This window comes from Thalassotalea sp. ND16A (assembly GCF_000764205.1).
Classification (GTDB): Bacteria; Pseudomonadota; Gammaproteobacteria; order Enterobacterales; family Alteromonadaceae; genus Thalassotalea_A.
In genome coordinates this window covers 1-20,252 of record NZ_JQDZ01000003.1, presented here as the reverse complement: position 1 = coordinate 20,252, position 20,252 = coordinate 1, and the positions used below count along the sequence as shown (strand labels likewise).

24 protein-coding genes are annotated in these 20,252 nt (G+C 39.8%); 8 read left to right on the top strand and 16 right to left on the bottom strand.

Going from position 1 to position 20,252, the window contains the following annotated elements; all coding sequences use genetic code 11:
• Positions 1-299: 299 nt before the first annotated feature.
• The 5 genes from ND16A_RS18355 (at position 300) to ND16A_RS18375 (ending at position 3,924) form a co-directional block, all read left to right on the top strand.
• Positions 300-851, top strand: coding sequence for a DUF1415 domain-containing protein (locus tag ND16A_RS18355; RefSeq protein ID WP_033075742.1), 552 nt, complete (start codon positions 300-302; stop codon positions 849-851).
• 21 nt (positions 852-872) lie between these two features.
• Entirely contained in the window at positions 873-1,505 is a 633-nt protein-coding gene (locus ND16A_RS18360) for a LysE family translocator (protein ID WP_033075741.1), read from the top strand.
• A 128-nt stretch (positions 1,506-1,633) separates the two neighbouring features.
• Positions 1,634-2,407, top strand: coding sequence for a hypothetical protein (locus ND16A_RS18365; protein ID WP_152593763.1), 774 nt, complete (start codon positions 1,634-1,636; stop codon positions 2,405-2,407).
• A 9-nt stretch (positions 2,408-2,416) separates the two neighbouring features.
• On the top strand, positions 2,417-3,253 hold the full coding sequence (locus ND16A_RS18370) for a glucosaminidase domain-containing protein (RefSeq protein WP_152593762.1): 837 nt from the start codon (positions 2,417-2,419) through the stop codon (positions 3,251-3,253).
• Between the two features lie 11 nt (positions 3,254-3,264).
• Positions 3,265-3,924: a DUF2987 domain-containing protein gene (locus ND16A_RS18375; RefSeq protein ID WP_033075739.1), complete on the top strand. Its 660-nt coding sequence runs from the start codon at positions 3,265-3,267 to the stop codon at positions 3,922-3,924.
• A 6-nt stretch (positions 3,925-3,930) separates the two neighbouring features.
• On the opposite strand, the gene ttcA is transcribed toward ND16A_RS18375, so the two are convergent.
• The 11 genes from ttcA to ccoN all read right to left on the bottom strand — a co-directional run bounded on the left by ttcA (position 3,931) and on the right by ccoN (position 14,156).
• The gene (ttcA, locus tag ND16A_RS18380; protein ID WP_052072764.1) at positions 3,931-4,896 is read right to left on the bottom strand and encodes a tRNA 2-thiocytidine(32) synthetase TtcA; all 966 of its coding nucleotides are present in this window, start codon (positions 4,894-4,896) and stop codon (positions 3,931-3,933) included.
• A gap of 144 nt (positions 4,897-5,040) precedes the next feature.
• The gene (gene uspE, locus ND16A_RS18385) at positions 5,041-5,961 is read right to left on the bottom strand and encodes a universal stress protein UspE (RefSeq protein WP_033075738.1); all 921 of its coding nucleotides are present in this window, start codon (positions 5,959-5,961) and stop codon (positions 5,041-5,043) included.
• A 210-nt stretch (positions 5,962-6,171) separates the two neighbouring features.
• Positions 6,172-6,894: a fumarate/nitrate reduction transcriptional regulator Fnr gene (gene fnr, locus ND16A_RS18390; RefSeq protein ID WP_033075737.1), complete on the bottom strand. Its 723-nt coding sequence runs from the start codon at positions 6,892-6,894 to the stop codon at positions 6,172-6,174.
• Between the two features lie 42 nt (positions 6,895-6,936).
• Positions 6,937-7,605, bottom strand: a complete 669-nt coding sequence (locus ND16A_RS18395; protein WP_033075736.1) for a sulfite exporter TauE/SafE family protein — start codon at positions 7,603-7,605, stop codon at positions 6,937-6,939.
• Positions 7,606-7,830 carry a cbb3-type cytochrome oxidase assembly protein CcoS gene (gene ccoS / locus ND16A_RS18400; protein WP_033075735.1) on the bottom strand — a complete coding sequence of 75 codons (225 nt, stop codon included), beginning with the start codon at positions 7,828-7,830 and terminating at the stop codon, positions 7,606-7,608.
• 11 nt (positions 7,831-7,841) lie between these two features.
• Positions 7,842-10,241 (bottom strand): heavy metal translocating P-type ATPase, encoded by a 2,400-nt coding sequence (locus ND16A_RS18405; protein ID WP_033075734.1) that lies wholly within the window; start codon positions 10,239-10,241, stop codon positions 7,842-7,844.
• A gap of 22 nt (positions 10,242-10,263) precedes the next feature.
• On the bottom strand, positions 10,264-10,746 hold the full coding sequence (locus tag ND16A_RS18410; protein ID WP_033075733.1) for a FixH family protein: 483 nt from the start codon (positions 10,744-10,746) through the stop codon (positions 10,264-10,266).
• A 139-nt stretch (positions 10,747-10,885) separates the two neighbouring features.
• Complete coding sequence (gene ccoP, locus ND16A_RS18415; RefSeq protein WP_033075732.1) at positions 10,886-11,866, bottom strand: cytochrome-c oxidase, cbb3-type subunit III; 981 nt, start codon at positions 11,864-11,866, stop codon at positions 10,886-10,888.
• Positions 11,859-12,044 carry a CcoQ/FixQ family Cbb3-type cytochrome c oxidase assembly chaperone gene (locus ND16A_RS18420; protein ID WP_033075731.1) on the bottom strand — a complete coding sequence of 62 codons (186 nt, stop codon included), beginning with the start codon at positions 12,042-12,044 and terminating at the stop codon, positions 11,859-11,861. Before ND16A_RS18420 ends, ccoP begins: the two co-directional genes overlap by 8 nt.
• A gap of 2 nt (positions 12,045-12,046) precedes the next feature.
• Entirely contained in the window at positions 12,047-12,718 is a 672-nt protein-coding gene (ccoO, locus tag ND16A_RS18425) for a cytochrome-c oxidase, cbb3-type subunit II (protein WP_033075730.1), read from the bottom strand.
• A 10-nt stretch (positions 12,719-12,728) separates the two neighbouring features.
• A complete protein-coding gene (gene ccoN, locus ND16A_RS18430; protein ID WP_033075729.1) occupies positions 12,729-14,156 on the bottom strand; it encodes a cytochrome-c oxidase, cbb3-type subunit I in 1,428 nt (475 codons plus the stop codon).
• A 289-nt stretch (positions 14,157-14,445) separates the two neighbouring features.
• On the opposite strand from ccoN, the gene ND16A_RS20035 reads away from it, so the two are divergent.
• Positions 14,446-14,889, top strand: coding sequence for a hypothetical protein (locus tag ND16A_RS20035; RefSeq protein WP_152593761.1), 444 nt, complete (start codon positions 14,446-14,448; stop codon positions 14,887-14,889).
• A gap of 49 nt (positions 14,890-14,938) precedes the next feature.
• Here the strand turns inward: ND16A_RS20035 and ND16A_RS18435 are convergent, their stop codons facing one another.
• From ND16A_RS18435 to ND16A_RS18450, 5 genes are all read right to left on the bottom strand, one after another.
• Positions 14,939-15,559 (bottom strand): LysE family translocator, encoded by a 621-nt coding sequence (locus ND16A_RS18435; RefSeq protein WP_033075728.1) that lies wholly within the window; start codon positions 15,557-15,559, stop codon positions 14,939-14,941.
• Positions 15,560-15,576: 17 nt separating this feature from the next.
• On the bottom strand, positions 15,577-15,810 hold the full coding sequence (locus ND16A_RS18440) for a hypothetical protein (protein ID WP_033075727.1): 234 nt from the start codon (positions 15,808-15,810) through the stop codon (positions 15,577-15,579).
• A 106-nt stretch (positions 15,811-15,916) separates the two neighbouring features.
• Positions 15,917-16,078 carry a hypothetical protein gene (locus tag ND16A_RS21190; RefSeq protein ID WP_160173467.1) on the bottom strand — a complete coding sequence of 54 codons (162 nt, stop codon included), beginning with the start codon at positions 16,076-16,078 and terminating at the stop codon, positions 15,917-15,919.
• 264 nt (positions 16,079-16,342) lie between these two features.
• Positions 16,343-17,491: a helix-turn-helix transcriptional regulator gene (locus ND16A_RS18445; protein ID WP_033075726.1), complete on the bottom strand. Its 1,149-nt coding sequence runs from the start codon at positions 17,489-17,491 to the stop codon at positions 16,343-16,345.
• Between the two features lie 301 nt (positions 17,492-17,792).
• The gene (locus tag ND16A_RS18450) at positions 17,793-18,200 is read right to left on the bottom strand and encodes a DUF3718 domain-containing protein (RefSeq protein ID WP_081945402.1); all 408 of its coding nucleotides are present in this window, start codon (positions 18,198-18,200) and stop codon (positions 17,793-17,795) included.
• A gap of 364 nt (positions 18,201-18,564) precedes the next feature.
• On the opposite strand from ND16A_RS18450, the gene ND16A_RS18455 reads away from it, so the two are divergent.
• Positions 18,565-19,371, top strand: a complete 807-nt coding sequence (locus ND16A_RS18455) for a phytanoyl-CoA dioxygenase family protein (RefSeq protein WP_052072761.1) — start codon at positions 18,565-18,567, stop codon at positions 19,369-19,371.
• Between the two features lie 166 nt (positions 19,372-19,537).
• Positions 19,538-19,840: a hypothetical protein gene (locus ND16A_RS18460; protein WP_033075724.1), complete on the top strand. Its 303-nt coding sequence runs from the start codon at positions 19,538-19,540 to the stop codon at positions 19,838-19,840.
• The last annotated feature ends 412 nt before the right edge of the window (positions 19,841-20,252 follow it).

The following is a 20,252-nucleotide window of genomic DNA, read 5'->3' as shown; positions in this document are numbered from 1 at the left end:
AGCCACAGATTACATTCTTATCTGGATTATAAAAGTCCAAATAACTTTGAAGCTGGCAATGATAGTTTAGGATTTGATTTGAAATTGGTTGCTTAACTGGGGTGTGTGAAATTAGTTGACCAGGTCAATTTCAAGCCTTTTGAAGGTATATATATCCCCATACTAGCGAACCATGTGCCAATAGCAAGTGGCATGATAATGTGTTTTAAGTAACGTTATCCTGCTGTATTAAAATAAACTAGTACCTATTTCCAAGATATTGTTAAACTAGACGCTCAATCGGTCTATGCGTGTTATATATGAATTATAGCGAACAACAAATCATCAATCAGTGCAAACAATGGTTAGAGAAAATCATTATTGGTTTAAATTTTTGTCCTTTCGCCAAAAAAGAGTTTGTGCAAAACACCATCGTATATTCGGTATTTACCCATGTCGACATGGAAACCGCGTTACAAGGGGTAATAGAGGAATGCCAATGCCTTGATAAAAATCCTGAGATGGAAACCAGTTTGTTAATTTATCCGGATAATTTTCAATATTTTGAAGACTATCTTGACTTGGTTCACTTTGCCGAGCAATTGTTGATACGCGAAGGCTATGAAGGTGTTTATCAAATCGCTTCGTTTCATCCTGATTATTATTTTGCCGGAGTCGATGAGGACGATGACAGTAATTATACTAACCGTTCACCATTTCCAATTTTGCATTTGATCAGGGAAGAGTCGTTGGCAAAGGCGATTAAAGCTCATCCCGATGCTGCAGCAATTCCGGACAAAAATATTGAGGTTTGTCAGCAAAAAGGTGGCAAATTTTTTGCCGATTTTCTCAATCATATTAAACACAACTAACCAGCTTAAGCAGAACACAATATGCAATTAAGTCTCTATTATGGTGAATTTCTCACCATAGCTTTGGTACATTTTCTCGCCGTAGCAAGTCCCGGCCCTGACTTTGCCGTAATTGTAAAACAAAGCCTGACTCGTGGCCGGCAAACCGCACTATATACCAGTGTTGGTATTGGCAGTGGTATTTTATTGCACGTCACCTATTCATTAGTCGGGATTGGTCTCTTGCTCGCCAGCGATCCGTTATACTTCACCGTGCTATCTTACATCGCCGGCGGCTATTTATTTTATCTTGGCATTCAGGGCTTAAGAACAAAACCGGCAGCTGGCGGTAATACGCAAGACTTGGCGCAACATAAACCGCAAAGCCCAGGTAAAGCGTTTTTAACCGGCTTTTTAGTGAATGGTTTAAACATCAAGGCAACGCTGTTTTTTGTGTCATTATTTTCCATTGTGATCTCGCCTGAAACACCAACCATGATCCAGAGTGTTTACGGGATATACATGGCACTGGCAACTGCAATCTGGTTTAGTTTTTTATCGTATATGATGACGATAGATAATTTTCGCCAAAAACTGTTGACTAAAGCCCATATAATCGACCGATTCATGGGGGTGGTATTAATTGCTCTGGCGATAAAGCTGGTGCTCAGTTAAAACCGCTATGCTGCGAGGCAAGAATTAATCTTACATAAGTAATTACAATAGATAACACTATTTTTCTCGTGGATTTGTTATACTTGCCGAAATTTTTTTTGAGAACCTATTCTGTGGAAGAAGAACCTGTGAAAGAAAAACGATTCGTACAAATTGGCTCCAACCCAGAAAAAGCAGTGCAGGGCGATTACTCACTTGATGTACATGCGATACTAAAAGAAGGTTGGGCTCTTACCCAAAAAAATAAACAATCGATCCTTAGTGGACTCTCTTTCATTTTTTTAATGGGGGTGATCATTACTCTTGTTGCCAGTGAATACATGGGCGGCCTTGAAGAAATTATGCAAAATAACCAAAAGCAAGTTTCGATCAATTTGCTCGTTACCGCCTTGCTTTGGCCGTTTATCGCGGGTGTAGAGATGATGGGGATCTCGCATGCAGTAGGCATTAAAACTCGTACCGGCTTTGTTTTTGCGTTTTTAAAGCGTAGCGCTTATACCGCCATCACGGCATTAATTATTGCCAGTATCACTTCATTAGGTTTTTACCTGATCTTACCCGGCATATATTTAGCGGTAGCATTGTCGTTAACCATTCCATTAATCGTTGAAAAGCAAATGTCGCCAATGGCGGCCATTATTTTATCACTGAAAGCGACACGGTTTGGTTGGCTAAAATTGATGCAAATTTATAGCGTGTTTATGTTGTTGCTAATTTTAAGTTTGCTACCTGGCTTTGTCGGCGTACCGGCCATTATCTCGATGTTTGTATTTTTAGTTGCGTTGTTTTTTTTAGCGCCTTTTTATTACAATGTAAAAGGCATACTGTACCGGGAGATCTTTGGAGTACAAATGCAGGTTATTGATAACAAAGGTGATCAAGACATGTTTTTCTCAGCATAAAAGGAATTTATGATGACTAGCCCAAATCGAACTAAACACAACACCATAAAGGGATTACTGCTAATCGCGGTATTTTTTATGGCACTGTTTCCGTTTATTTTTATTAGCGAAACCGAAGTCGAGGTAAGCGAAGCCGATGTAAGCGATAAGCCTAAAAAAGTTACGGTTGAGCAACCAAAACATAATGTCGATTTACCCAATTTTATCGCCATTGCCGATATTAACACTCGTAAGCAGCAATTTTTTGATTTTTTAAAGCCGGCGATAGATGCCGAAAATACAAAACTGGCGAAGCTAAGAGCCCAACTAATTGATATTTCGAATACCCTGTCGAGCCCACAAACGTTATCAGCAGAGCAACAATTGTCGCTAACCAACTTAGCAAAAATCTATAAAGTTGAGATAACCGCCGATGCTGCGGTATTAAGCCAACAACTATTGTTGAAAGTGGATCAAATTCCACGAGAGCTGGTATTAGTGCAAGCGGCTAATGAGTCGGCGTGGGGCAGTTCTCGTTTTGCCCGTATTGGTTTAAATTTTTTTGGCATGTGGTGTTTTAAAAAGGGCTGTGGTCTAGTACCAAATGGTAGAGACTCAGGCCGAAATCATGAAGTCGCCGCGTTTGATTCATTAGAGCAAATGGTCAGTCGCTATTTCCATAATATCAATACTCACCCGGCTTATGATTTGTTTAGAACCATAAGAGAGCAATTACGAGACAATAATTTAGAGCTTAGGCCTGATGTACTGGCTACCGGATTATTACCGTATTCTGAACGTGGTATGGATTATGTCGTTGAAATTAATACCATGCTTCGTCATAACCACCGTTTCATTAAAGTATAAGTGTAGTAAATATGAAAAAGTTTCTATTCGCGCTCAGCGTATCGTTATTGGCTATTACCAGTTTTTCGAGTCTCGCTGTTGATCTTGAATATAAAGGCTTTTATCAGCGCCTTGATTTGATCAAAGAAAATAAATTAGAAAAAATCACCATGGGTTTTTATTTGGTCGACTCGTACAAAAGAACACGTTGTGAAATGGAAAAGGCAACCATGCTGGCGCAAGGAACAGAGCCTAGTGCTATCGCTATTGCCGATGATGGCCAATTGCTAGTGCCATACTCAAGAGATTTGTATGACAAGTTTGCTCTGCTTAGAGTGAAACTCAAAGATGAGTACCAAAACTGTATTTTGCAAATGCAAATGCAAGTGAAAGATAAGACGAAAAGTGACTTCAGTTTTGCTGAATTGGCATTAATCACCACGCAAATGCAACAGCTGGTTGATGAGTTTGGTTCATTTTTATGGTTTATGATGCCACAAGTGAGTGGTTTACATATCGAATTATCAAGCCCGGAAAACATTGCCTATATCAATGAAAAATTAAAGCCCGCGCTGGTTTGTGAACAAGAGAAGTGCAAGCTGGCAATCGATGCAGACAATCAATCAAATGATAAAGCGATCAGCTTTGACTTAGCGCCGAAACTGATCTCTCCCTGGATCAATAAAGAATAACATTCTTTATTTCAATTCGACAATATTGACCAATTCTGCCTGACTAAATTTATCTTCTTTACTCACGGATGCTGGGGCAATAAACGATTCACTATCAAAGGCGATGTCACCACCATTAACAACCCCGGTGTGCAAATCGACGTCTTTAAAGTTAAACAGCTGGTGATCGGCTAAGTGTGAAGGCACTACATTTTGCATGGCGGTAAAAATTGACTCGGCTCTGCCCGGGAATGTTGTTTCCCAATCGTTAAGCATTTGTTTTACATTTTGTCGTTGCAAGTTTGTCTGGCTGCCACACAAGTTACATGGAATGATAGGGAACTGCTTAAGTTGTGCATATTGTTTTATCTGTTTTTCTTTGCAATAGGCAAGTGGACGAATGACGACATGCTCGCCATTATCTGACACCAGTTTCGCCGGCATGGTTTTCGCCTTACCATTGAAGAACATGTTCAACAGCAGGGTTTCTATCATGTCATCACGGTGATGACCTAAGGCAATCTTGGTAACCTGTAATCGTTTTGCGGTGCTGTACAAAATTCCCCGACGCAAGCGAGAACAAAGGCTACAAGTGGTTTTCCCTTCCGGGATCTTGTCTTTTACAATGGCATAGGTATCTTCTTCAATGATGTGGTAGTCAACGCCTAGTTGTTGCAAATATTGCGGTAAAATATGCTCAGGAAAGCCAGGTTGCTTTTGATCCAGGTTAACCGCAACAATATCGAAATGGATAGGAGCCGAAGCTTTAAGTTTTAATAAGATATCTAGCATGGTGTAACTGTCGGCACCACCAGATAAACACACCATTACCTTATCGCCATCTTCGATCATGTTGTAATCGTTAATGGCTTTACCAACATGATGTCGAAATTTTTTCGCCAATTTCGCTTGTTGTTGTTTCGCAGCTTTTAACGCTAACTCTTGTTGAACCGCAGATACCGGGCTAGCCAGTACAGATGAAGGTTGTGACATGTTACGCACCATTTGATTAAATCTTTTAATGTACAGGGCGCGCATTATACCGAAGAGAAGATCACCATAAAAGCAATATAGCAATTCTACTAAGTTTTTTTCCGATTAAGCTTTTATGGGTTTGTTATTTGGTTTGGATACCGGTTATTTTAAAAAGGGAGATTGATAGCCATCGGGTTTTAACGCCAATAAATCGCAATTGAGTCTGTCGATTACGTGCTCAGCGGTGTTGCCAATTAACACTGCTGAAAGCCCTGTACGGCCAACTGTACCTAAGATCACCAGTTCTGCATCAATCTGTTGCGCCACTTTTTCGATAACATCTTCCGGCAAGCCTTCTTCAACATGAAGAAATTCATCGCTTAAATGATATTTGCTGGCGTATTCTTTCATCACATCAATATGGTGCTGTTTCATCGTATCGTTATATTCGGCGGCATCAAATTCTGGGATTTCAATGGCAATATTAATCGGTGTGCCGGGGTAGGAGTTAACAAAATGCACATCGGCGTTGATCATTTTGCTTAAATTTAATGCCTCTTCTGAAATTTTATCGTTTAACGACTGATGCTCTTGCTCTTCACTACCGGCATTAACCGCGGCCAGTATATGGCCGTTTTCTGGCCACTGATGCTCTTTAACCAACAATAACGGCACCCAGCATTTACGGATTAAATGCCAGTCTGTCGGGGTGAATATCACTGATTGCAGCGTTGGGTGTTGATGAGTACTTTTTAATACGACATCAAATTGACAATCTCTAACTTCAGATAAAATGGCTTCAAATGGCCGGTTATGCCAAACAACTTTGGTCGAAATTTCTCTGTCGTAATCCTCAATGAGATCTTTTAGCCAATTTTCTCTGCCTTTCACCACGGTTTCGCGCATGGTTTCGCGTTCTTCGCCGGATAACATCGTGGTCATTTCGTAGGAAAAATCATAAATAGAGAGAAATGCAGTAATTTTAGCTCCGGTTTTACCGGCGAGCTTGCAGGCACGAGTCAATGCCTTTTGCTCTTCCATTGTCGGGTCTATGATGACTAATATGTTTTGATATCTTTCCATTGAATTCACCAAGTGAGTAAATAATTAAATTTGCTGGCGATGAGAATAAATAGCTGAATGAATCAGTATTTAGTGCAGTCGCTATCACTAAGCTTAATCTGTTATCGCCATTGTTACAAATTTGAATTGAGGAAAGTTTGAATAGACACTAAAACATTGATTTAAATCAAGAAGTTATAAAACAATGCTTTAGCTACAATGAAGGCTGTATTACTGGGCAATTCCAGCTACTTTGTATAAGCTGTCTTTGTCTAAAATGGTGATAAATTTGTTTTCGACTTTGATCAGACCCTCTTTTTGGAATCTGGTCATCAAGCGCGAAATGGTTTCTATGGTTAGACCGATGTAATTACCAATTTCAGAGCGAGTCATCGGCAAAATAAACTCTATTGCAGATAAATTTCTGTTACCTAAGCGTTTACCATAACTGGCAAGAAATGTGGCAAGCTTTTGTTCGGCGTTTTTACGATTTAACAATAAGAACATTTCACTGTTACATTGCAGTTCGTCACTCATCAAACTCATCATTTGCGCTTTTAGCTTAGGAATTTTACTTGATAAGGTATCGAGTACTTCAAATGGAATTTCACAAACCATAGACGTTTCCAGAGCTTTAGCAAAACTCGGGTGATGCCTTTTCGATAACGCATCAAAGCCCATTAAATCACCCGCTAAATGGAAGCCGGTAATTTGCTCTTCACCCTGTTCAGAAATGATAAAGGTTTTAAAAGTACCTGAACGTATGGCATACAATGTTTGCAAAGGTTCACCGGCTTTAAATATTTGGGTATTTTTTTGAATTGGCTTTTTACGCTGAATAATATCATCCAGTAAATTCAATTCCGTTTCATTTAAACTGAACGGCAAACATAACTCACTGATACTACAGTTTTGGCATTTTATGTTTGTTGCAATGTGTATTTTTTGTGGCATTTTACGACTACTATTATGAATCCATTTAATACGTTGATTTTACTAAAATATTTGATCTAGCGCAATATTTAACGAATATAAGCCGTAAAAAATAAGTAAACCGGCGGTTACTTTACGAATTAGATCAGAACGTAACAGTTGGGTTACAAATTGCCAGCCTGATGCCATAGTTAATAAGGCAGGTAATGTCCCTAAACCAAAAGCAAACATGATCAAGGCACCATTTAACCAATCGGCACTGGCGATAGACCAGGTGAGTGTTGAATACACCAGACCGCAAGGTAGCCAGCCCCAAACCATGCCCAAAAGCATTGATTGTCTTACGTTTTTTACCGGAATAAGGTTTTTACTCAACGGCTGCAGATACTGCCACAACCATTTGCCAATGTGCTCAATGTTATTAAGCACAAATGACCAACGAGCAATATATAAACCGAGTAAGATGACAAATATTGCGGCGATCACTTTTAACCATAAAATCGGAAATCCTAACGATTTAGCGGCCAGTGAACCGGTTAAACCGGCAATTGCACCGGCTGTGGCATAGGAAAATATACGACCAAAGTTGTAGGATAAAATAAGCCCAATATTGGCTTTTGTTTTATCTTCTAAAGAGGCGGTAAGCATTGTGGTAATACCGCCGCACATGGCCACACAGTGGCCCGCACCCGCAATACCGATTAAAAATGCCGATAAAAAATCGATATTCATTTAGCTACGTTTATCTTTATCATTACTATTGTTAGCTGATTTGGCCGCCATCGATGTTTTCTTTTGTGCTGTTTTCGGTTGAATTTTTTCATCATCGAACAAGATACTCAGACCTTGCTTTTCAAGATCGTCAAATTGCTCGGTTTTGACCGCCCAAAAAAACAGATAAATCGCCACGGCGGTGAAAATGATGGCGATAGGGATCAGAATATAAATAATAGTCATTTAGCTAAGACCTATTTTAACAATCGTAATGAATTGCTCACTACGATAATGGAACTGGCAGACATGCCTAATACTGCCATATAGGGCGTAATAAAACCACACACTGCCAAAGGCAGTATGATCGCATTGTAGGTAAGTGCCCAGGCAAAGTTCTGTTTAATGATGCGGGCGGTTTTGCTGGAGATACGTTTAAGTGCCAATAAGCTGGTTAACTGATTGTCCAATAAAATCACATCGGCGTCACTTTTCGCAATTTCAGTGCCACTGCCCATTGCAATTGCTACATGAGCTTGGGCAAACACGGGTGAATCGTTAACTCCATCACCAACCATAGCAACGGTTTTACCCTGGTCTTGCTGCTCTTTTAAAATGGCTAATTTATCGGTAGCACTGCAAGTGTCAAAGCATTGTTTAAGGTGAACTTGTTGACGAAATGCGTTAACACCACTGCTGTTATCACCGCTGATCAACACTGTATCCAGATTTTTCTGATGCAAACAGGTAATGACTTCTATCGTGTCATTGCGTAAGGTATCTTGCAAATAAAATACCGCCACCAGCGTATTGTTCACCGTTAACAAACATTGCGCTTGCTGGTATTGCTGATCAATTTGTGTTGATTTACTCAGCCATGACGTTTTGCCTATTGCTATTTGGTAGCCATCCTTGGTTGCGGTAATGCCACAACCTGGCACCACTTCAACATTGTCTACATTTACTGCATAGTCTCGATATGGAATAAATGCTTTTGCCAATGGATGTTCAGAGTGTGCTTCAAGCGCCGCAGCCAGGGCCAATACGCTAGCTTTATCGTATTGCTGAGCAAGTAAAACTGTTTTTGTTAAGGCAAATTGGCCGTTGGTCAGGGTGCCTGTTTTATCAAAGGCAAAACAATCCACTTTCGGCATGGTCTCTAATACATGGCCATTTTTGATCATAATGCCGTCTTTGTTGAGACGAATTGTGCCACAGGTTAACGCGGTTGGTGTGGCTAAAGAAAGTGCGCAAGGGCAGGTAGCAACTAATACCGACAGGGTGATCCAAAACGCTTCTTGCGGGGCATTAACATACCAATATAAAGATGTAGCAACCGCAGTGAGCAATATTATTGCCACAAAGTATTGCGCAATTCGATCAGATAGCTGGGCGATGGCGGGTTTGTGTGCCTGCGCAGATTCGCTTAAACGGATTAAATTCGTTAAAAAGCTGTCGGAATTGGCTTTGCTTATTTCGATAATTAAATTGCCATCACCATTTACCGTACCAGCAAAAACATTCATGCCTTTGTTTTTAGTCACGGGGGCATGTTCGCCGGTTAACATCGACTCATTAATACTGGAAGAGCCGTTAATTACCATGCCATCACCGGGCAGCGTCTCACCGGGTTTTACAATCACCTGATCATTGACTTGCAATAGCTTGGCGCTGATCACTTGCTCTTGTACCTGCTCGTTCACAGTGATCAGTGTCGTTGCGCTTAGTGGCATCAGCTTTAACAAATTGGCCGATACTTCGGCAGCACGGGCACGGGCACGAAACTCTAAATATTTACCGATGAGCAGTAAAAAGGTAAACATTGCCAGTGATTCAAAATAGACCTCACCAGAATGGGTGATAGTGGCCCAGGTGCTGGCACAAAAGGCGAGAATGATGGCTATGGATACGGGCACATCCATGGATAAGCGCTTCGCTTTTAATGCCGTTAATGCACCGGTATAAAAAGGGAAAGCGCCAAAGGTAACGATTGGCAGAGTTAAGACAAAGCTGGTACCGCGAAGATAAGCAAGGTTATGTTCGGCTAAGTCACTGAATGCACCAAAATACAAGCCAAATGCTATCATCATCACTTGCATGGTTAAAATGCCAGAAACGCCGAGTCTGCGGATGAATGCTTTCGATTGTTGAATATTACGTTGTTCGGCTAAATTCGCTTTGAACGGCAGAGCTTGATAGCCAATTTGACTGATAGCAGTCAAAATTTCACTCAATTTAATTACATCATTATGCCAGGCAATGGTGGCGCGTTGCGTGGTGGCATTTACCTGGATTTTCTCAATACCTGGTTTTTTACTGAGTTGTTTTTCAATTAGCCAGGCGCAAGCCGCACAACTCATCCCATCAATAGATAAAATGGTCTCTTTGCCGGTTTCGACATCGAAGGTGAATTCACTTTGCAAACTCTCATCATCGATAAATTGGTTGCTACTTAGCTCGTTCGGTACGGTGGCATCAATTTTATTGCCTTTTTCACTGCGAAAACGATAATAATCTTCAAGGTTATTTTCGACAATAGCTAGCGCTACTGCCTGGCAGCCAAGACAACACATATCCTGCGCTTGCTCATCGATGAGTACGGTTAAAGATAAACCCGGTGGTATAATTTCACCACAATGAAAACAATCTTGACTCAAAATGTGGTCTCTTTAACTGCCGCTAGTATTGTAATTCAAAAGGGGAAAATTCCGCTTGCGGCAATGCTATTGTCGTTTGCAGTTTCCATTTATTATCGAATGGGGTGACTAATATTCGCCATTTTCCGTCTATGGTTTCGCTAAAGTCTTGTCGTAACCAGCCATTACCATCAGGGGTTAATTTCACGCTGAAATCTCGCTCAGCGAGGGTGGCATGGTAAAAATTAACATTCAATAACGGGAAGGTTTTTTCAATTCCGGTCGGTTTTAGTACAATCTCATTGCTGGACACTTGCATATCAAAACGAATGCCTAATTTTTGCGCCAGTTTAAATTTACGAATGTCTTGGTTGATACTTTTACCTTTTTTGTAATAGTCATCGACGACTACTGTGTCGGCATTAGTATTGGCGATAATAAACGTAGTAATACCAGCGATAACGGCCGTTAAAGGAAGAATAAAGACTAAATAAGCCCAGGGTTCTTTGTACCAGGGTGTGATCATAAACAATTTCTCAATATTAAAGCAGGCCCTATTTTATCTGCTAACGAGGATACAGGAAAGGGCGGTTACCATTTTCATCAGTTTAAAAAATAAAACCCTGTGTAGCTTCGCTACACAGGGTTTTATTTTAATTGGCTAGTTAGTCTTGGTTAGATAAACTGTATACGTATGCACTAATTACACGTACTTTATCTTCACCTAAAATACCTTTCCAAGCTGGCATTACGCCTGCACGACCATTACGGATAGATTGCTGTACGGCACGCTCAGAGCCGCCATACAACCAAACGTTATCGGTAAGGTTTGGCGCGCCTAAAGGTAAGCCCATTGCGGCACTGCCAGTAGCATCACTACCATGACAGGCTGCACACATTGCAAATTTAGCTTCACCTTTAGCGGCAAGTGCTGAATCTACTTTGGCTGCTCGGTCAGGGTTTAGGCTAAGTACGTAAGCTGCTACTTCTTTCACACCTTCTTCGCCGCCAACCATTGTGTCCCAGGCAATCATGCCCTGGCCAACACGGCCGTGTAAGATCGATTGTTCGATGGTTGCACCGTCGCCACCATATAACCAGTCGTTATCGACAAGGTTAGGGAAGCCAGTAGTACCTTTCGCATCAGAGCCATGACATTGTGAACAGTTTTGTAAAAACAAACGTTGACCAATCTTTAACGCTTCTTCGTTTTTACTTAGTGTTTCAACATCTTGTTGAGCAAATTCAGCAAAGATAGGGCCAAACCTTTCATCGGCACGTTCTACTTCACGGTCATATTGCACGTGTAAACCTGCGGCTTTTGCCGAAGCTACTTGTGCTTTAGAATCGCTAAGACTGGTTACGTCCTGGTTCGAGCTCTTCCAGCCTAATAAACCTTCAAAGTTACCTAAACCTGGGTATAAAGCTAAGTAGCCAAAGCCCCAAATAATCGTTACTAAAAAGAATGTACTCCACCATTTAGGTAGTGGATTGTTTAACTCTTCAATACCGTCAAACTCGTGCCCCATTGATTCGCCTTCAGGTACGCCGGCAAAGTTTTTCAAACACATGCGTAAAATCAGGTAACAACCAACTAAGGTTCCCAGGGTTAAAACGGTAATCCATATACTCCAGAAGCTAGACATTATTATTAGTCTCCTGTTTATCTTTATTCACGTTGTCGTTATTGTCGTCGTCAAAAATAGAATTAGCGGCTTCATCAAATGAAGATTTACGGTTTTTGTTATAAGCCCACAATACTATGATAATAAATAGTACGAAGATTAAAACCGTGAAAATGCCTCTTAAAGTTCCGTAATCCATAATTACTTCAACGCATGACCAAGTGATTGTAAATAGGCAATAAGGGCGTCCATTTCAGTCAGACTTTCCTTACCAGTAATACTCTTAGTGGTTTTAAACTCGCTGCCCGCGTTAGCAATATCATCGCTAGAATAAAGCGGAATAGGGTTACCATTCTCATCTTTATGGCTGCGGTTTTTCGTTAAACCATTAAATAGTTCCATTTTCGCAGCAGATAGCTCGTTTGAAACAGGCGTTTCAGCTAACCATTTGTACGAAGGCATGTTTGATTGTGGAACAACTGAGCGTGGATCCATTAAATGCGCGTAATGCCAGTCATCTGAATAACGACCACCAACACGGGCTAAATCTGGACCGGTACGCTTAGAACCCCATAAGAACGGATGTTCCCATACCGACTCACCCGCTACCGAGTAGTGACCGTAACGCTCAGTTTCGGCACGCAATGGACGGATCATTTGTGAGTGACAGTTATTACAACCCTCACGAATGTAGATATCACGACCTTCCATTTCAAGTGCCGTGTACGGGCGTAAGCTTTCTACAGGCGTTGTTGTTTCTTTTTGGAAAAACAATGGGGTAATTTCTACCAAACCACCAATACTGATGGCAGCAATTGTTGCCGTAAAGAACCAACCAAGGTGTTTTTCGAATTTTTCGTGTTTGTTTTGCATGGTCTGCTCCTTAAGCCGCAATTGCTTCTTGTTTTAAACTGCCGTCTTTCGCGCCGATAGTTTTGAACATGTTGTAAGCCATTAGAAGGAAACCAGTTACTACTAACACACCGCCAACAAAACGGATGAAGTAGAATGGGTAAGATGCTTGTAAACTTTCAACGAAAGAATAAGTTAATGTACCGTCGGTGTTAACCGCACGCCACATCAAACCTTGCATAACGCCTGAGATCCACATTGCAACGATGTATAAAACGATACCCGTTGTGTGTAACCAGAAATGCACGTTGATTAATTTAATTGAGTACATACGACCCTGATTAAATAGCACTGGAATTAAGTGGTACATAGCACCAATTGATACCATGGCAACCCAACCCAGAGCTCCAGAGTGTACGTGACCTACAGTCCAATCAGTGTAGTGCGACAGGGCGTTAACCGATTTGATTGCCATCATCGGGCCTTCGAACGTAGACATACCGTAGAAAGATAACGATACGATTAAGAAACGTAAGATTGGATCGTGACGAAGTTTATGCCAGGCACCAGATAACGTCATGATACCGTTGATCATTCCACCCCATGAAGGCAGGAATAATACGATAGACATCACCATACCAACACTTTGGGTCCAATCTGGCAGCGCCGTGTAGTGTAAATGGTGCGGACCTGCCCAAATGTATAACGACACTAATGCCCAAAAGTGAACAATAGATAAACGGTATGAGTAAACCGGACGTTCAGCTTGCTTTGGCACAAAGTAATACATCATGCCAAGGAAGCCAGCAGTAAGTAGGAAACCAACGGCGTTATGGCCATACCACCATTGCATCATGGCATCGATGGCACCAGGATATAATGAGTAGGATTTGGTTAAGGTAAGTGGAATTACCATTGAGTTGCCAATGTGCAACACCGCAACGGTAATAATGAAACCACCAAAGAACCAGTTTGCTACATAAATGTGTGAAGTTTTACGTTTTAATAGAGTGCCAAAGAAGACAATGGCATAAGAGATCCAAACCACGGCAATCAAGATATCGATTGGCCATTCCAGCTCGGCATATTCTTTAGAAGAGGTTAAACCCAAAGGCAAGGTGACCACGGCAGATAAGATAACTGCTTGCCAACCCCAAAAGGTGAATGCAACCAGCTTGCCGCCGAATAATGCTGTTTTACAGGTTCTTTGTACAACATAGTAAGATGTTGCAAATAGCGCACTTGTACCAAATGCAAAAATTACCGCATTGGTATGTAAAGGACGTAAACGAGAGTAGGTTAACCACGGAGTATCGAAGTTTAACGCTGGCCAGATTAACTGGGCTGCAATTAAAACACCGACTAACGTGCCAACAATACCCCAAATTACAGTCATCACAGTAAATTGACGTACAACGTTGTAGTTGTAGTCTATTTCTGTCAGATTGCTTTGACTCATATTAAAGGTTCCACATTTATAATTATAAAGTTGATGTGAGTAAGTTTAGCCACTAAAATTCCGTTCACTTGTCTATAAACGTAGTTTTTGTACCTAATAAGTTATAGTTCAAAAATACAAACTGTATAGTTTGATTTTTTTGCCGGGTGCGATAATAAGGCCTACAGGGAGAATTGTCACGTATAACGTAACAAAATATGACCTAGATCAATGAAATGTTTCTAATTGTAAGTTTTATGTACAGTGCATTTGTTTTATATCAATTTATTTACTATTTTTAATGGCTTTTATGCGTAATTTTTATACACCTACAATTCTAATTTTGTTCATCATTGCTGTGTTTTTTGGCTATCAACTTATTGAACGTGATAAACCGCAAAATTATGGTCCAAACTATTGTGACTTTAGCGCTGGAGTTTGCGTTCAAACTCAAAAAATTGGCAGCTTTGAACTAAACGCACTGCCGAAACGGGTTAAAGCAGAATCGGAAATAAACTTTCAGTTAGCATCAAAAGATAACGCAGCACTGGAAATTCAATCAGCGTGGCTTGAAGGCAAAGACATGTACATGGGAAAAATCCCTTTATTTTTCAATGCTGAAAACGGCGTATATGAGGCCAATACATTAATTGGTGCCTGTACAGAAGAGCAAATGATCTGGCAAATGGTTATCGTGTTAATGATTAACAATCAACAACAGCGGCTAGTGTTTGAATTTATGAGTTATCGATAAAAATGATAACTCATGCGGTAAATGTTCTTTGGTACGAATTAACCGACCATTAACCCAAGGCTAACCAAAGCGCCACTCCCATCATCAGTGTACCTGAAATCCGGTTCATTAAGCGTACATTCTCCGCTTTTGCTAACAGCAGACCTAACGATTTACCGCCAGTAGCATAAAGCATCATACAGATAAATTCTGACACTAAAATGATGGCGACTAAGAACGTGAGCTGAACGGCAATGGGGTTTTCTGGATTGATAAACGGTGGCAGCAAGGAAATCATAAACGCCCAGCCTTTAGGATTGGCGATGGCGGTAATGAAACCCTGCAAGAACAGACCCTTACGAGAAGCTGTTTGGGTCACTTCTCTATTGTGAGATATCGCCATTTTGCCTTTTGATAACCACATCTGCACCGCCAAATACGCTAAGTACAAGGCACCAACAATTTTGAAAATACTAAAAATGGCAGGAAACTTTAGCATCAAAGCCGCCACCCCCAGAACCGCAGCAACGGCAACAACGGCAACGCCTAGTAATTCTCCATACATCATCCACATTGTTCTGCGCACACCTATAGTCATCCCTAGCGTGAGCGCTAAAGTCATACACATACCTGGGGTGATTGAGATGAAAAAGCATGTCGGGATAAATATGATTAAAGCTGCGTAATCCAATGCTATAAGCCTTTGTTTTAAATATTTTGTTTAGTGTTTATGGTTTTCGAAAACAGTGATAAAAGCTGATCAACAAACCACCCTCTAAAGGCTATCCCTGCTTGTCGGGTATATGTGCAATCCTCGGCAATTGCTCCCAGCATTGCTCTACCTCCTACATCCATGTCGTCGTAATAAACAGCATCCATGTCGTCGTAATAAACAGCATCCATGTCGTCGTAATAAACAGCATCCATATTGAAAATGTACAAAAAAATAGGTGAATTTCGAAAAACTCACCTAGCACATTTTAATATATATTTTACCAGTATTTGTATCAACTAAATATATTAACCACTTAGCAATGTTTAACTACTATTAGAACTCGTCAAAGTGATTTTCATAGGCCTTAATAGCATCATTTATAGAATCATAGTATTCGAGTAATCTCTCTTGAGCATGTCGGTGAGATGTTTTGTTGGTGCGTGCAAACCATACAGTGAGCAATTCAGATAATTCTTTGATAGATAAGGTTTGCATTGCTACTCCATAGCCAGTTGATAATCCCTTTAGATTCTTAAGTATATCGAAATCTTGACTGTTTCTTAGATTAATTAGTTATAAAAATATTTTCTTAAGATTTAAACAGGCTTGTTTTGAGTATAAGTTCAGACTGTGAATTGGCTGACATTTTTTTGAATATGGAATATAAATGCGCTCTAAGGGGAATGGAACTTTGTTGTTGGATAGTTAATTCATGCTATTTCTTTTTGTTGTAAAAATCTTTGAGCAGCGTTGACACTTTTAGCTTTTAAACAAATTAATTTTGATCATTAGATCGGTTTGAGAATTTACCCCTGCTTTTTTAAAAATTGACTGTAAATGACAGCGTAAAGTGTTATATGACACACCCAATATGCTAACCAAATCATTAAGCTTTTTCTTGGAATAAACCGCTTGCAATAACTGACTTTCTTTTGGCGTTAGGGCAAATTCAGCAACAATTAATGGCCAGTTAATCGAGTTTTGAAAGTTGATGGTAACCAAACAGCAAGGCACATTGATGTCATTAAACTCACTTTCATTTTTAATTGGTGCAACGGTAATCAATAACGTTTCAACTTCATTATTAATAACTATGGTTTGTTGTGTTTCTATGTTGCTAAAGTGATAACTACTACAAGACTCTATATATTGCTGTAACATTCGGTTATATATACTATCTCTAATTATTATTCCTTTACAGTCAAAGTTCACTACTGTTGATTGTTCCAGTTGTTTATTGGCAAAGTCATTAGCAATAATGACATTACCATTTTGCTCACAAACAATAATGGCGTTATCACTTTGATCGAGAATGCTTTTGGAAATACTCGCGTAGTCTTTATAGATCTTTAGTGTTTTAAATATATGCATCGCCCGACTCATATGCGGGGTAATAACTTTCATAAAATTGAGATATTTGTCAGCATAGGCTGAATCTGTTTCACCGCGGTTAATTGCCCAGACTGAATCATGCTTGCCATCACGAATTAACACTCCGCCTAAACAATGATAAGACCTTAATGGTTTATAAATATTTTGATAAATATAACTGTCTTTATAAAGGTCAATATCAATATAATCATTAACACAAAAGGCTTCCCCTTCAACCTTTTCTTTGGTCACTTTATAATAAGGTTCATTAAAGGTTTGTTTTTGGTATTCCAGTAAAACTTTAGGGTCAAAGTCGAAATTGGTCTGAAAATTCATTACTTGGGGTTTAGGTTCATCTATTTTTTGCATATACAAAAATGCTTTATTTGATTTGGTAATCTCAATGATTTGTTTTAAGGCGTGAGTCCAGTTGTTAGAAAGGGCACAACCGTAAATATCACCTATCAAGGATGACAATTTAGTATTCGTTAAAGGCAGGTCAAGTTGCGTTTTGTTGGTTGAGTTAAAAGCGTCCATACTTCAAATGTCCTGCATGAAACCTTACAAAAATATTAGTTCAACAATGCCAATAATTCAATTTTCGATGCAAAAGGTGGAGCAGTGTTTAGGGCAAATTAACATTGTTGATCATCACGATACTCTTCGAAGGCGTTATTTTTAACTCGCAAATCTTTGGCGTGTTTTCTACCGGACATAAAAAAACCTAACATCTTGTAGTGGTTTATTTTTACGAATATCGGTTTACAGATGTGTCTAATTAATGTGCAGGGAAAGGGGCAAGCAAGTTAATTTAAGCCTGACTTGCCCTTCTAATAAGTTAATTACTGGCAATCATAATAGTTTTGATAATCGTTTCCTCATCATCATTGCTTGCCAAATCGGTAATGCTGACTTTATCGAGTTCTAAACGATTTTTTTTATGGGTTAACCGGTTTAAATAATAAGCGGTATCTGCTGCACCAAATCTGGCGGCAAACTGATTAATCGGCAGATTATTACAAGTTAAGTTGTTAATAAGAGCTCTTTTACGAGTATGACTGAATGGCAACGACCGCCTTAGTTTTGATAAATCATTTTCTCCAGCCTGGATACACCTTATTGTATTTGCCGAAGCGTCACCGGCAACAAATACATATTTTATTTTTTGTGCCTTGACTACACCTGAAAAAACAAACACAAAAATCGCAGAAATAATAACTAAAATTTGAAGTTTCATAATTAACATCCTTACCCATCATTAACATTAATTGATAGGAACAATTAAGCTGCATATATTGCTCCAGATTGAAAACCCTTTTATTTTCATGGTGTTAATTTATTTCACTTCGGTGTTTGTTTAAATAGCCGACTAATACATTTGTATTACTCTCAAACGTCCAAATTAAGTATTTTGTTTTAATTCAAAGGGGAGTCTTATCAGGTTATCAATATAAATAATTTCTAAGATTGAAAAGGTGTAAAGAGTTTCGTCTAATACAAATGCATTAAATAATGATCTTGGACGATAAACATCTGGCTTAACAATACCTTTTTCGAACAGTTATCAGAATGAAGTTATTGCTAAGAGTGTATGGACTGGTTTAAAGTTTATGAATCGTTACTTGAAACAAATCTGTGGACAAGGGAAAGTTTTGCTCGAACAATACCAAGCAGAGGGATACGCCATTATTAAAGGGTTGTTTACGCCAACACAGCTCAACACCGTGCAAACCGTGCTTTCGATTTTTCATCGTAACTGGCAGAAGGCGAATCAAGCATTTTATCAGCAACACGCGATTAACAGTGCATACCTTACGGCAAAACAACATCTGAATGATGAACAACGCCTTATGTTGTTTGAATTCATCTGTTCTGACAAACTTGTCGCAATCGCCGAGAAGGTGATTAAGAATCCGGCATTTTTAAATACCCAGTTATTCTTCGATCCGGCTAACTCTGAGAAAAATAATTATTGGCATCGCGACATACAATACGATTTTAGTCACCGGCAACAAAAAGCTATGCTTGAATCTGGCCCGAGCATGCCACACTTCCGAATTCCACTCACCAGCGAAAAAGGCGTTGAAGTGATCCCTGGTTCACACAAACGATGGGACACTCCAAAAGAGTTGGAGGTGAGAATTGAAGCAAATGGTAAACACAGCTATGACGACCTGCCTAATAGTCGAATACTGGAAGTTGAGCGTGGTGATTTACTGATCTTCTCGGCTAAAATGCTACACCGCGGTGTATATGGCAACAATCGGTTTGCACTCGATATATTGCTTGTAGATGATGACTCTGCCAATCTCCGGTCTGTATCTCAAGACTGTCTGCCGGACAGAAAAATGTTTGAAAGACTGGCAAATCCTATCGTTTTCGAAAGGGCGATGAAGGCTAGAAGGACTAAGGACTAAGGACTAAGGACTAAGGACTAAGGGCTAAGGTTTGAGTGTGTAGGCCCCCGGTTCAGTGAACACCTTTTTAAATGACTGATAACAGCTAGTGGTTGAACTTAATATTGTCTATTAAAGGTAACACTATCTATAGTTAGTTATCCATGATCATTAAAGAGCGTAACTTTTGCCGGTGAAGATCACCTTTCAAGGTGTATTACCAGAATTAAGCGGCTTCAAGCATGCTGACAAAGTAACTCATGCCATTTATGGTGTTGTCATCGGTGTTATTGCAGCATTCTTTGCGGTAAAGCTTGGTTTGCCTCCCTATTGGGTAGCATTAACCGCTGCCAGCATTGCCGGGGTGGGTAAAGAAATCTACGATGCTAAGGTTCGCAAAGTTGAGTGGGATATTTGGGATATCATTGCAACCATATCATTACCACTTATCGCCATACTGTTTAAAGATGGCTCCTCAACCTGGACTTGAACCAGGGACAAACGCTGGTTTTAATAAGAGCACAGTCCGTTGCTTAAATACCAAGTTGATTAAATATCTGGTCATTTTTAATGGTTAAATCGAATAACTACTGCTTTATAAAATTGATAAGTAGAATAACTACTTACTAAATTTTATGCATTGTATTTATCCGTTTTTCCTCATGAAAAGTAGCCCACATACTTAATCAAATTGGTATAACAACTGAGCTATTGAGGAATTAATTTTAAACTCACAGAAAGCAAAAAGGCCTGCACGATATGCAGGCCTTCTTTTATATGGCTCCTCAACCTGGACTTGAACCTGGGAGGAACGGCGATTTTAATATAGTCAGTCCGTTGCGCTTGGCAACATCTCTATATTAAAACCACTTTAATATGGCTCCTCAACCTGGACTTGAACC

Bases quoted from the DNA above. Each gene is read 5' to 3' on its own strand.
- ND16A_RS18410 (WP_033075733.1), bottom strand. From the start codon at position 10,746: ATGATCACACCCTGGTACAAAGAACCCTGGGCTTATTTAGTCTTTATT.
- ND16A_RS18360 (WP_033075741.1), top strand. From the start codon at position 873: ATGCAATTAAGTCTCTATTATGGTGAATTTCTCACCATAGCTTTGGTA.
- ttcA (WP_052072764.1), bottom strand. From the start codon at position 4,896: ATGTCACAACCTTCATCTGTACTGGCTAGCCCGGTATCTGCGGTTCAA.
- ND16A_RS21190 (WP_160173467.1), bottom strand. From the start codon at position 16,078: ATGCAAACCTTATCTATCAAAGAATTATCTGAATTGCTCACTGTATGG.
- ccoS (WP_033075735.1), bottom strand. From the start codon at position 7,830: ATGACTATTATTTATATTCTGATCCCTATCGCCATCATTTTCACCGCC.
- ccoN (WP_033075729.1), bottom strand. From the start codon at position 14,156: ATGAGTCAAAGCAATCTGACAGAAATAGACTACAACTACAACGTTGTA.
- ND16A_RS18395 (WP_033075736.1), bottom strand. From the start codon at position 7,605: ATGAATATCGATTTTTTATCGGCATTTTTAATCGGTATTGCGGGTGCG.
- uspE (WP_033075738.1), bottom strand. From the start codon at position 5,961: ATGGAAAGATATCAAAACATATTAGTCATCATAGACCCGACAATGGAA.
- ND16A_RS18445 (WP_033075726.1), bottom strand. From the start codon at position 17,491: ATGGACGCTTTTAACTCAACCAACAAAACGCAACTTGACCTGCCTTTA.
- ND16A_RS18370 (WP_152593762.1), top strand. From the start codon at position 2,417: ATGATGACTAGCCCAAATCGAACTAAACACAACACCATAAAGGGATTA.
- ccoP (WP_033075732.1), bottom strand. From the start codon at position 11,866: ATGTCTAGCTTCTGGAGTATATGGATTACCGTTTTAACCCTGGGAACC.
- fnr (WP_033075737.1), bottom strand. From the start codon at position 6,894: ATGCCACAAAAAATACACATTGCAACAAACATAAAATGCCAAAACTGT.
- ND16A_RS18420 (WP_033075731.1), bottom strand. From the start codon at position 12,044: ATGGATTACGGAACTTTAAGAGGCATTTTCACGGTTTTAATCTTCGTA.
- ND16A_RS18355 (WP_033075742.1), top strand. From the start codon at position 300: ATGAATTATAGCGAACAACAAATCATCAATCAGTGCAAACAATGGTTA.
- ND16A_RS18450 (WP_081945402.1), bottom strand. From the start codon at position 18,200: ATGTTAATTATGAAACTTCAAATTTTAGTTATTATTTCTGCGATTTTT.
- ND16A_RS18375 (WP_033075739.1), top strand. From the start codon at position 3,265: ATGAAAAAGTTTCTATTCGCGCTCAGCGTATCGTTATTGGCTATTACC.
- ccoO (WP_033075730.1), bottom strand. From the start codon at position 12,718: ATGCAAAACAAACACGAAAAATTCGAAAAACACCTTGGTTGGTTCTTT.
- ND16A_RS20035 (WP_152593761.1), top strand. From the start codon at position 14,446: ATGCGTAATTTTTATACACCTACAATTCTAATTTTGTTCATCATTGCT.
- ND16A_RS18455 (WP_052072761.1), top strand. From the start codon at position 18,565: ATGAATCGTTACTTGAAACAAATCTGTGGACAAGGGAAAGTTTTGCTC.